The following is an 11,843-nucleotide window of genomic DNA, read 5'->3' as shown; positions in this document are numbered from 1 at the left end:
AGATGATGACCGTCACAGGCGACGCCCTGGCGACGCTGCCGGTCGGCGATGACCTGTCGCCGATCACCGTGATCGGGACCGAGCCGATCCGCCAGTCCTTCGGCGGCGAAACGCTGGCTCAGGCGATCAACAGTCGCCGCGCACCGGGCGTTTCGCGCGTCGTGCTGAATCCCGACGCCCATGTCGGCTACGGCGCGCCGGTCGGCTGTGTGATGGTCTCGCCGACCCATGTCTATCCCGGCCCCGTCGGCGTGGACATCAAGTGCAGCATGAGTTTGTTGCAGATGGATTTGCCGGCCGAAGCGATCGAGTCGTTGCCGGTTCGGAAAAAGCTGATTCGCGCGATTTGCAAACGCGTCCCCACCGGCGCCGGGCGCGGACAACGTCACGCCCCCAAGTCTCGCCGCGTCGACGGCAAACTCGGTTTCCAAATCGCGACCGAAGGCGCTTCGAAACAGGTGCTGAAGAAACTCGGGATTCCAAAGTCGTGGGCCGACGCCTGCGAAGATGCCTTTCACACGGCACCCGATGGCAGCTCCGACACGTTGGCGGCGCGGCTGGAATGGATGGGACGCAGCTGCGATAAACTGGATCGGATCGAATCAAAGTATCGGCAACTGGGCAGCTATGGCGGCGGCAATCATTTCGGCGAAGCCGAAGTGGTCCGTGTCGTCGACTCGCAACGCGCGATCGCGGAAGCCTTCGGGCTCAAGGATGGATGCGTCGCTTTTTTATCGCATTGTGGTTCGCGCGGATTCGGGCATGACCTGGCCGTGGCGCAGTTCCGGGCATTGAAGACGGTGTTTCAAAAGCAGGGGCTGGCGTTCCCCGCCGGTGATCCCCAGTTGGTCTACGCGCCGGTGGATTCACCCGAAGGCCGTGACTATCTGTGCGACATGGCGATGGGAGCAAATTTTGCCACCGTCAATCATCTGCTGATCAACGACCTGGTCCTGGAAGCGTTCCGCGAAGTCTTTCCCGGCGTGCGTGGTGAACTCGTTTATTTCATTTCGCACAACATCGCCCGTCAAGAACCGATCGATGGACAGGTTCAATGGGTCCACCGCAAGGGGGCCACGCGCGCGCTGCCGGCCGGGCACTCACAATTGCTCGGCACGCGGTTTGAATCGACCGGTCACCCGATCTTGTTGCCGGGTAATCCACGCGACGGGTCCAGCGTGATGGTTGCCAACGTGGGAGCGGCGGCCGCGGCGTTCAGCGTCAATCACGGTGCGGGACGTCGGCTCAGTCGCACCAAGGCCAAGAAACAGTTGCTGCAACACGAAATCGATCGGGGTTTGGCAGAGCACGACGTCGTCAGCAATTGCAGCGTCTATCCTCGCGACGAAGCACCCGACGCGTACAAGGATTTCGAAGAGGTGCTGCGGAGCGTGCGTCAGGCCGGATTGGCCGAAGAAGTCGCTCGGTTGAAAGCGAAATTTGTGATCAAAGACGGCGCGGCCGCCGACGACTAGAATGGGCGGCGATCTTGCCCCGCCCATCACATCGCTTTCAGGATTTAAGCTCCGTGAGATTTGCCAACCGGTTCCCTTCCTTCGGACTTTTCGTTACCTCTGTCTTTCTCTTTCAACTCGCCTCAGCCGGATCCGCGGTACACGCGCAACAATCCCATTCCCGATCCTGGTCCATCTTTGCCGGAACCGGAAAACCGGATTCGCCGATCGCCGTCCAACCCTCGGATCCCAAGACGGTCGCACTGCAAAACGTTTACGGCATCGAGGTCACCGCCGACGGGATCTTTTTCAGTACCGTCGATGACCATTCGATTTGGAAATCGGATCACGACGGGACGACGATTCGGCGGATCGCCGGCACCGGAGAAAAGGGACTCAGCGGCGACGGCGGCCCCGCAATCGAAGCGACGTTCAATGCGCCGCACGAAATCCGGGCCGATCGTGACGGCAACTTGTTTGTCGCCGACACACGCAATCACTGCATCCGCCGAATCGATGCCGCCAGCGGAGTGATCGAGACCCTCGCCGGCGATGGAGTCGAGGGGTTTCGTGGCGACGGTGAGACCGGAGACAAGGCCCGCTTCAGTCAGCCCCACAGCATCGTGCTCGACGGCGACGGAGGCTTGTTGGTGGCCGACACCACCAATCATCGGCTGCGGCGAATCGATTTGGAAACCCGGATCGTGACCACTGTTTCCGGAGACGGCCAACGCAAGCTGCCCCAAGAAGGCAAGTTGGCATCCGAGGTTTCTGTCTTCGGTCCGCGGTCGCTGGCCATCGACGCGCAGGCGATTTGGTTGGTGCTGCGCGAAGGCAACAGTGTCTGGAGAATCGATCGTCAATCGGGATGGATCAATCGTGTCGCGGGAACGGGGAAACAAGGGCACAGCGGTGACGGCGGCGATCCGTTGTCGGCAACGTTCCGGGGACCGAAAGGCATCGCCGTGGATTCCGCCGGCAACCTGTTGGTGGTCGACACCGAAAACCAGGCGATGCGTTACGTCGATCTGGGGAACAACGTCATCGATACGATGAAGATTCCCTTCAAAATGAAACGCCCCCACGGAACCGCTGTGCTGTCGCGGGAAGGCAACCAGGATGTGTATTTCGTTTCCGATTCAGAAAACCACCGCGTGCTGGCCGGGCGGTAAAGTTTCGCTATAAATGCGGATCCAGGGAATACGCTTCGAAAACCGCCCCAGACGCACAAGGAATAGGTCGCGACGCCATGGACGAACAAACACTGAAACGAATTGCCGACGAACTCGATCTGCCGTTCAACAAGGTCCGTGCGGCGATCGAACTGCTCGAAGCCGGCAACACCATCCCTTTTATCGCACGCTATCGAAAAGAAGCGACCGGCACGCTCGACGAAATCCAGTTGCGGGCGATTGAAGACGCGCTCGAGCGAGCCAACGCGCTGGCGGCCCGTAAGGAGACGGTGCTGAAAACCATCGATCAACAGGGGCAACTGACCGACACGCTGCGAAAGCAGATCGAACAATGCGTCGACCTTCGCACGCTCGAAGCCATTTATCTGCCGTTTAAACCGAAGCGTCGCACACGGGCCACGATCGCGCGGGAACGCGGACTCCAGCCGTTGGCTGATCTGATCCTCAGCCAGAAAAAACTCAATCGTTCCAAGCAAGACGTTCTGCAATCCTTCGTCGCCCCGGACAAAGAAGTTCCCGACGGCCAGTCCGCGCTCGCCGGGGCGATGGACATCATCGCCGAGCAGTGGTCGGACGACCCTCAAACGCGGACCTGGCTGGCTGATCAGGCCAGCAAGTTCGGCAAGGTCACCTCGGTCGTCAAACGGGGAAAGAAATCCGCCGAAGGTGCAGAGAAGTTTGACCAGTATTTTGAACGACAAGAATCCGTCAACCGCATCCCCGGGCACCGGCTGTTGGCGATGCTGAGGGGATCCGCCGAAGGGATTCTGCGTCTGGGCGTAGCGTTGGAGGGTGATCGAGAGCTGACGGATTTGAAACGAAAGCTGGTGCCCAACCGCAACGGTGACTTCGCGGCCGAACTCAATGAATGCGTCGAGGATTGTTACGAGCGACTGTTGATGCCGGCCACCGAATCGTCGGTGCTGGGGCAATTGAAAGAACGCGCCGACGCCGAAGCGATCGAAGTGTTCGGCAAAAATTTGCGTGAGTTGCTGATGGCGCCACCGGCGGGCCCACGCGTAACGATCGGGATCGATCCCGGGTTTCGAACCGGCTGTAAAGTTGCCGTGGTCGACGGGACCGGGAAGTTTCTAGAGAACGCCACGATTTATCCCACGCCACCCAAAAGCGAGACGAAAGCCGCCGGCGACAAACTGTTGGCGTTGATCAAGAAACATCGTGTGGAACTGATCGCGATCGGCAACGGGACGGCGTCACGCGAAACCGATGCGTTTGTCACCGCGTTGATCCGCGACCATCAACTGGACATCACCAAGGCGACGGTCAGCGAATCGGGGGCGTCGATCTATTCGGCCAGTGAGATCGCGGTGAAGGAGTTTCCCAACTTGGACATCACCGTCCGAGGCGCGATCAGTATCGCGCGGCGTCTGCAAGACCCGTTGGCCGAACTGGTCAAAACCGATCCGAAATCCATCGGCGTCGGACAGTACCAGCACGACGTCAATCAAACCCAGCTGCGAAAGTGCTTGGACCGCACGGTCGAGTCCTGTGTCAATCAAGTCGGTGTCGATCTGAACATGGCCAGTGTTTCGCTGCTGTCGCACGTCGCCGGGATCGGGCCGAAGCTGGCCGAGCGGATCGTGGACTATCGCGATTCCCATGGCCGATTTTCCAGCCGATCGGAGCTGACGTCGGTCCCCAAACTGGGCAAAAAAGCGTTCCAACAAGCGGCCGGATTTTTGCGGATCCGCGGCGGCGATCAACCGTTGGACCAATCCGCGGTTCACCCCGAATGCTACCCGTTGGTCCAGCGAATCGCCAAACAATTGAAATCCGACGTGTCGGCGATCATCGGAAATCCACAGGTTTGTCAAAAGATCCGTGCCGAGGAGTTTGCCGATCAAACGTTTGGCATCCCGACGATCCAAGACATCTTGGCGGAATTGGGCAAACCCGGACGCGATCCACGCAGCGAGTTTCGTGCGGTCAAGTTTGATGATTCGGTCAGCGAAATCGGCGACGTCAAACCCAACATGGTCCTGGAAGGCGTCGTCACCAACGTGACGCATTTTGGCGCGTTCGTCGATCTGGGCGTCCACCAAGATGGGCTGATCCACATTTCCCAACTGGCCGATCAATTTGTTTCCGATCCCAACGCCGTCGTTTCGGTCGGAGACGTGGTTCGGGTCAAAGTGCTGGAAGTGGACATCGCCCGAAAGCGGATTTCGTTGACCAGAAAGTTTTGACCCGGCTGCGATCGGTTGATCTATAATCTGGCCCTCTCCTTTTTCCACCTACCGTTTTGAGACACCTGATGCTGCGCCGATCCTTGACCTCTCTGCTGACCGTTTGCGTTTTCTCACTGTTGTCCACCCCCGTGACCCATGCCGAAGACGGTTGGACGGAATTGTTCGATGGAAAAACCTTGGACGGATGGTCCGTCAAAAGCGGCTTTGCAACGTACAAGGTCGAAGACGGCGGGGTGATCGCCGGCAAAACCGCTGCGGGCAGCCCCAATTCGTTCTTAACCAGCGACAAGCAATACGGCGATTTTGAATTGATGTTCGAAGTCAAAGTCGATGACGGACTCAACTCCGGCGTCCAGATCCGGTCGCTGCTGAAAAATGTCGACGCCAAGAACTCCCACGGCGGTCGTCTGTATGGACCGCAAGTCGAAATCGAATCCGGACCGGGACAAGCCGGCTTCATCTATGGCGAAGCCACCGGACGGGGTTGGTTGTCGCCCGAGCCCCAGTCGAAAGACCCGTCGGTCAACCAGCACGACCACTTCAAAAACGGCCAATGGAATCAGTACCTGGTCATCGCCCAAGGGCCGAACATCAAAGTCTGGATCAACGGCGAAATGATCGCCGATCTGACCGACGCTGAAATCTACAAGACCCATCCCAAGGGCATGATCGGGTTGCAGGTCCACGGGATCGGCAAAAACAAAGAGACCTACGAAGTCCGCTGGCGCAACTTGAAGATCAAGCCGCTGTAACGCGACCGTGTTGTCACCGCGTAGGGCATGCTGTGCATGCCAACGACCTGGATCGCGGACTCAAATCGGCGGGCTGCCGTGCGACGTTGGAAACGCCAGCCAGAGGGCAGTCCCCAGTTCCCGATTTGAATGAACCCACCGATGGCAGAGCGAACCCACGGATAAAAAGCAGCCAGGGATCCGTGGGTACGCCCTGCCATCCGTGGGTGTGATCGGTTGCTGAGACCGGACGGCTCGCGCCGTTCCGCCAACCCCTTCCAATGATTGTTAGCGGCAGGGCGCGAGCCCTCCGGTCTCCCTTCGGTGCCAAGGCTTGCCCCGAAGGGTCACCGCATCTCCGAGCGATACCATCCATCCTCTCGCGAATCGACGTGCACGTCGGCGCGGAATAACGACGAGATCCGCGGGCTGGTTAGCCCGTCGGCCTTGGGGCCGTCGAACGTCACCCGTCCCTGATCCAGCAAGATGACGTGATTCATCGCCGGTGGGATCTCGTCGATGTGGTGGGTGACCAAGACCATCGTCATGGCATCTTGCTTGGTGATCGAATCGAGGATGTCCAGAAACAGGGCGCGGGCGGTCATGTCCAAGCCGTTGGTCGGCTCGTCGAGCACAAAGATGTCTGGATCGTGCACGATGGCCCGAGCGATCATCACCCGTCGTCGTTCACCGGTGGACAGCGTGCTCAGCGTTCGACGGCTCAGGTCCGACATCTTGACCGTTTCGATCGTGGCGGCGATGGCATCGGCCATGGCTTGATCCACGCTGGGGCCAAATTCTTTCAAACGCGTGGCCGTGAATCCGCTGGCGACCGCCTCGGTGACCGTCATGCGACCGGTACGGCCCGAGCTGAACTCGTAATCCAACGCCGGCGTCACGATTCCCATGCGACGACGCAGCCGGCTGACCTCCCAATCGGATTCCCCCAAAATCCGGACCGTGCCCTGGTGACCCTGATCTTCGACGGAGGGATAAAAGTCACGCGTCAGCAGTTTCAGCAACGAGCTTTTCCCGGACCCGTTGGGCCCCAGCACCGCGGTGTGGCGTTTGCGGGGGATGCGGACCGATACCCCACGCAGAATGTGAGTCTGTTCCCGAAAGACCGACACGTTTTCGATTTCAATCAGTGTTGTATCCAAGGTGGGGGTCTGCTCCAGAAAGAACGAAAAAACGACGACGGGGCGGGCGGAAGACGATTCGGAATCAAATTAACAAGTGTCGGCGATCAGCTTGTACAATATGCGCCACCCGGGCCGTTTCGTCCTCCCGGGTTCCCCCACTTCCCACCTCGTATCCGCCCGATCCACCGTGAATCTTTTTCGATCGACCCTGTCACGCATCCTGCCGGTCGCCTGCATCGTTTTCGTCAGCCACAGCGTGGCTTGCTCCGCTGAACCGGAGGCCGGTAAGACCGCAGCGGCGCGGCCCAACGTGTTGATGATCGCCATCGACGACTTGAACGATTGGGTCGAACCCCTCGGCGGCCATCCGCAGGTCAAAACACCGGCCATGGCCCGGCTGGCATCCCGCGGCGTCACATTCACCAACGCCCATTGCCAGGCGCCGCTGTGCAATCCCAGTCGAACTGCCATCATGACCGCGCGTCGTCCCACCACAACCGGCGTTTACGGGTTACGACCATGGATTCGGGACGTGGACGAATTGTCCGGCCTGGTCACCATGCCGCAACATTTCAGCGCCCATGGCTACAAGAGCTTGATCGGTGGCAAGATTCACCACGGTGCAAACGGACGTCGCAAGAAGCCGGCACAAGAGGCCGACGTGTGGGGGCCGCCGTCGTCGGTCGGTGCACGGCCCAAACAAAAACTGATCGGACCCACCCCCGGCGGCAACAACCCGCTGATGGACTGGGGAACGTTTCCGCACAAGGACGAGGACAAGGGCGATTGGGCGATCGCCAGTTGGGCGGTTGACCAGCTTGACGAATTATCCAAGACACCGGACCAACCGTTCTTTCTGGCCGCCGGATTCTTCCTGCCGCACGTGCCCTGCTACGTGACGCAAAAGTGGTACGACATGTACCCGGAGGAATCGTTGATCCTGCCACCGATTTTGAAAGGTGATCGCGACGACACGTCTGAATCGTCGTGGTACATCCACTGGTACCTGCCCGAGCCCAGAACGAGTTGGTTGCGGGAAAACAACCAGTTGAAGAACCTGACGCGTTCGTATCTCGCGTCGGTCAGTTTCGTCGACAGCCAAGTGGGACGCATCTTGGATCAATTGGACGCCTCCGGTTTGGCCGACAACACGATCGTCGTCTTGTGGAGTGATCACGGTTATCACATGGGCGAAAAAGCGATCTCGGGAAAGAACAGTCTGTGGCGTCACAGCACACGCGTCCCGTTGATCGTTTCGGTCCCCGACGGATTGACCGCGTTTGACGTCCCCGAAGCGGCCAAGTGCAATCAGCCGGCCGAGTTGATCGATCTGTACGCGACGCTTTCCCAATTGACCGGATTGCCGATCCCCGACGGGCAACAGGGGCTCAGCTTGGTGCCGCAGCTTGTTAATCCCGACCAGCCGCGCGAGCGTCCCGCCATTTGCACCCACAACGCCGGCAACCACTCGGTCTGTGACACCCGCTGGCGTTACGTGGTCTACGCCGACGGTGCCGAAGAACTGTATGACACCGTCGCCGATCCGTTTGAGTACACCAACCTGTTGGCCCAACGCGACATCAGCGACCAGCAGTCGGCGCGTTACCGCAACGTGATCGACCGCTTGAGTGCGTTTCTGCCCGAGCAGGAAGCCCCGCTCGCCCCCGGCAGCGCGGCGCGAATTCTTGAAAAGCGTGCCGACGGGTTCTACTGGGAAAACAAAAAGATCGTGCCCGAAGACAAGCTGTAGTGGTTCGGGGCGAAGGGGATTAGCGGAACGGCGCGAGCGGGCTGTCGATTGAGTCGGGATCTGCTGAGTCAATGGTGAGCCGCTGGCCGTCAGGCCTCGGGCAGCGTCGCAGTGCCCGGCCGCTGACGCGGCGCGCGGCTCACAAAAACGACAGCCCGCGAGCCGTCCGGTTACGCTTCAAAAACACCTCCAAAGACCGGAGGGCTCGCGCCCTGCCGCTAACCCAAGGCACACCCCGTCCGTAGCGCGCGCTACAGCGCCGCGGTGTACGCGAACGCGAGCGCACCGATCACGGGGGACTCGTCACCACAGCTTGAAAACTCCAGGCAATCCAGGTCGCGGAATCCATCGAGTGCGTGTTGGCGATACGCTTCTTCGGCGATCCGCTTGTAACGCTCTTTGACGTCGGCGGAGAGGTCACACACGCCGCCGCCGATAATCAGCAGATCAAAATCGCCGACGTAATTGAGGTCCAGCAGGGTGATCCCGAGGGCACGTGCTTGGTCATCAAACAATTCCAGCGCCAGGGCGTCGCCTTGGGATGCCAGCCCCCGCAAGGATTTGGCTTTGTCGCGGGTTGATCCGGCAACCGATTGCAGCGGATGGTCCGCCCATTGCGGCAGTGTTAGCCGGTATTCCAATTGGTGGGTCAATCCGGTCAGCGAAATCGCCGACTCGGCGGTGCACATGGCGTTGCCGACGCGCAGTTGTTGGTCATGTTCGTAGCGAAACGCATAGGGCGGAAGCAGCAAGTGTCCCGCATGGCCGGCTCGTCCTTCTTTCCCGCGCACCACGCGGCCGTCTTGGACTTGCCCGCCGCCCAGCCCGGTGCCGACGATCAGCATGAACAGCGACGACAACGCCTTGGGGCCGGCCGCCATCGGTCCGACACGATTCCATGTCACCGCACCGCTGCGAATTGAGTACTCGCCGTAGGCCGCCGCCTGGCCGTCGCCGATGTAATGAACCGATGCCCGGGGTGACCACTGGCGAATCTTTTCTTCCAGGGCGGCCCGAAAGGGAAAACCGTTCCACAACGCGGGGTCCAGGTTCGGCGTATTGCGGAGCACGCCGTCCAGCGTTGCCGGTCCCGGCGTCGCCAAACCCACATCGATGATGTCTGCGGTGGTTCCGCCGATCTCGGTCAGATGCGTTTCGATCTGATCCAAAATGGCTTGGGACGTGCATTGCGGGCCTTCCGCTGTTCGCGATTCGAACTGGTCCGAAACCACGACGACTTCACGCGTGTCATTTCCGATTGCGATCGTTGTGGTCGTGCCGCCTACATCAATGCCGATACGATACTTCACTGCTTCGGTGTCCGTTTGCAAGGCCAGCGACGTGGCTTGGACGGGAAAAACCCCCGTCCTCAGCCGGCGTGTCATTCGAGGAGCGTTCCGCCGGTCGGTTTTCAAGCATCCCGGCGGAAGGATGATCGGCAAGCATAAGCGTTTGTGCGAGAGTTTCCAAACCCACTGAGTGAAACGCCCGAATGCGTTCGAAGTTTCCGTCCTTTTTGTATGGGATTCACTTCGTTTTGTTAAAGAAGATCACCAGATTCTTGGTTTGACGCGCCGCGGCGACCAGATCGACCTTGCCGTCGCCGTTCAAGTCGCCCGCCTTCAGATCTTCCACGGCAACCCGTTCGCCGGAGATCCGCGTTTCACGCCACTCGGTTCCCTCGTCGTTTGTCGGTGTAAACATCTTGATTCCCGGCACGCCCGGCTCATTCATCGCCCGCCAGCCGACGACGATTTGATCGGACCCGACGCCCAGGTAATCGGCGACTGCCAGTGCATGTCCGTCTTTCAGTTCATTGCTCAGCACCGGAAGCGGCGTCCAAAGCTCGCCCTTTTGATCCGGTTGCCGGTACGCGGCGCAGCGTTGACCGTGCTTGGGCTCGACCGTGGCGATGAAACGTTGGCCGCCGGGCAGGCGTCCGTCGCGAATCTCACCGGCGAAGGGGGCGGTCAGCTGGGTCGATTTCCAACCGTCACGCTGCCGGTCGAAGTGCCAAACGCCTTCTTTGGCGGCAATGATCAGTTCCTCTTCGACATCGTCGTCCCAATTGACCGGATGGAAGTTGTGCGACAGGTGCAGGAAATCACTGACGACATCGTACCGCCACGGGGCGTCGGGATTGTCGGGTTTTGAATAGGCCAGCACCTTCAACCCCGGACCGTCTCCGTCCACGCTGCCTTTGCCACGCAAGGGTTTGACCACCAACTGGTACTCGTTGTTCGTCCCGCGTACCCAGTGCATGCGGTGGGTGCTCGGCTCGTTGTGCAGCTTGACCGCCCGCCACAACTGTGTCCGGTCCTGCGGCGGAACAAGATAAAACACCGCGCCGTCTTTGACGCTCTCGCGATAATTCCATTGACCGCCGACTGCGATTTCACACTTGCCATCGCCGTCGATGTCGCGTGCGGTGACGCACACGTTGTCGCGTTGGGTCAGGTCGCGTGCGATCACATGTTTTGTCCAGCTGGGATTCTCGTACCACTGGATCGTGTTCTTGTCGGCCAGCACGATGTCTGTTTTTTCGTCGCCGTTGACGTCGGCCAGTTGGATGCCATAACCGATTTGGATTTGGTCAATTTCCACCGCATCCCACGCGAACTCTGGAATCGGCTCGGCAAACGCAGTCGGCGCGATCAGGCAGAACAGGGCGAGCGAGAATTTCCACATGACGGTTGTTCCTGGTCGAAAGGGGCACAAAACAAGTGGGATAGGCTTCCAGCCTGTCGACGCAGATCGGTGGGATAGGCTTCCAGCCTGTCGATGCAGCGATGACGCGCCCGGAAACCTCTCCCACGTTTCCGATCCGGTCTCTCGCCTGCGCGCGATCCATCGGTTGCCGTGTTCCCGCATCATAGCACGGATTCTGCAATAATTGGCTGGCGACGCTCCAGACCCTCCCCACCGAAACCGCCCCCAGCGAACTCACCATGAACCACTTTCGATTCCGGCCGGCGTTGGTCATCGCGGCAGCCTGGCTGGCATACGGCCTGTCCTTCTCAGCCGCGTGCCCCGCCGCCGAACGCCCGAACGTTTTGTTTCTGATTTGCGACGACTTGAATTGTGACATCGGTTGTTATGGACACGACCAAGGACCGCCGGAACAATTAGTGTCGCGGGTTTTCGCTGGATGGGGTAGACTTTCCGCGTCTCAATCCACCAGCGAGGGTGCCAAGGATGGCGTTTGTATTCGAAAATCAGCTTGACGATCTGGCTGCCAAGCGAGCAGTCGATTTTTATTCAACCTTGTCCGAAAAGGATCGCCGTCGGTTCGCGGCTGTCGAGGCACAGCGTCTCGGGCGAGGAGGTGTACCGTACATCAGTCAATTACTGGGCTGCTCGACT

8 protein-coding genes are annotated in these 11,843 nt (G+C 59.8%); 5 read left to right on the top strand and 3 right to left on the bottom strand.

Annotated elements, in window-relative coordinates:
• Positions 1-2: 2 nt before the first annotated feature.
• The 4 genes from Enr13x_RS28155 to Enr13x_RS28140 all read left to right on the top strand — a co-directional run bounded on the left by Enr13x_RS28155 (position 3) and on the right by Enr13x_RS28140 (position 5,609).
• A complete protein-coding gene (locus Enr13x_RS28155; protein WP_315856930.1) occupies positions 3-1,475 on the top strand; it encodes an RtcB family protein in 1,473 nt (490 codons plus the stop codon).
• Positions 1,476-1,528: 53 nt separating this feature from the next.
• Entirely contained in the window at positions 1,529-2,626 is a 1,098-nt protein-coding gene (locus tag Enr13x_RS28150) for an NHL repeat-containing protein (protein WP_197455408.1), read from the top strand.
• A gap of 77 nt (positions 2,627-2,703) precedes the next feature.
• The gene (locus Enr13x_RS28145; RefSeq protein ID WP_231743827.1) at positions 2,704-4,854 is read left to right on the top strand and encodes a Tex family protein; all 2,151 of its coding nucleotides are present in this window, start codon (positions 2,704-2,706) and stop codon (positions 4,852-4,854) included.
• 68 nt (positions 4,855-4,922) lie between these two features.
• A complete protein-coding gene (locus tag Enr13x_RS28140) occupies positions 4,923-5,609 on the top strand; it encodes a 3-keto-disaccharide hydrolase (protein ID WP_145390199.1) in 687 nt (228 codons plus the stop codon).
• A 326-nt stretch (positions 5,610-5,935) separates the two neighbouring features.
• Here the strand turns inward: Enr13x_RS28140 and Enr13x_RS28135 are convergent, their stop codons facing one another.
• On the bottom strand, positions 5,936-6,748 hold the full coding sequence (locus tag Enr13x_RS28135; protein WP_197455407.1) for an ABC transporter ATP-binding protein: 813 nt from the start codon (positions 6,746-6,748) through the stop codon (positions 5,936-5,938).
• 169 nt (positions 6,749-6,917) lie between these two features.
• On the opposite strand from Enr13x_RS28135, the gene Enr13x_RS28130 reads away from it, so the two are divergent.
• Complete coding sequence (locus Enr13x_RS28130) at positions 6,918-8,480, top strand: sulfatase (protein WP_197455406.1); 1,563 nt, start codon at positions 6,918-6,920, stop codon at positions 8,478-8,480.
• A 251-nt stretch (positions 8,481-8,731) separates the two neighbouring features.
• Here Enr13x_RS28130 and Enr13x_RS28125 read toward each other — a convergent pair whose 3' ends face one another.
• Both Enr13x_RS28125 and Enr13x_RS28120 read right to left on the bottom strand, forming a co-directional pair.
• On the bottom strand, positions 8,732-9,865 hold the full coding sequence (locus Enr13x_RS28125) for an ROK family protein (protein WP_145390197.1): 1,134 nt from the start codon (positions 9,863-9,865) through the stop codon (positions 8,732-8,734).
• A 142-nt stretch (positions 9,866-10,007) separates the two neighbouring features.
• A complete protein-coding gene (locus tag Enr13x_RS28120; protein ID WP_197455405.1) occupies positions 10,008-11,168 on the bottom strand; it encodes an FG-GAP repeat domain-containing protein in 1,161 nt (386 codons plus the stop codon).
• Positions 11,169-11,843: the final 675 nt, after the last annotated feature.

Source organism: Stieleria neptunia (assembly GCF_007754155.1).
GTDB classification, from domain to species: Bacteria; Planctomycetota; Planctomycetia; order Pirellulales; family Pirellulaceae; genus Stieleria; species Stieleria neptunia.
Note: the sequence above shows the minus strand (reverse complement) of the source record. Positions and strands in the feature narration are given on the sequence as shown.

What these genes read in the sequence shown, in the direction of transcription:
- Enr13x_RS28155 (WP_315856930.1), top strand. Translation starts at nt 3, where the DNA reads ATGATGACCGTCACAGGCGACGCCCTGGCGACGCTGCCGGTCGGCGAT.
- Enr13x_RS28145 (WP_231743827.1), top strand. Translation starts at nt 2,704, where the DNA reads ATGGACGAACAAACACTGAAACGAATTGCCGACGAACTCGATCTGCCG.
- Enr13x_RS28140 (WP_145390199.1), top strand. Translation starts at nt 4,923, where the DNA reads ATGCTGCGCCGATCCTTGACCTCTCTGCTGACCGTTTGCGTTTTCTCA.
- Enr13x_RS28125 (WP_145390197.1), bottom strand. Translation starts at nt 9,865, where the DNA reads ATGACACGCCGGCTGAGGACGGGGGTTTTTCCCGTCCAAGCCACGTCG.
- Enr13x_RS28120 (WP_197455405.1), bottom strand. Translation starts at nt 11,168, where the DNA reads ATGTGGAAATTCTCGCTCGCCCTGTTCTGCCTGATCGCGCCGACTGCG.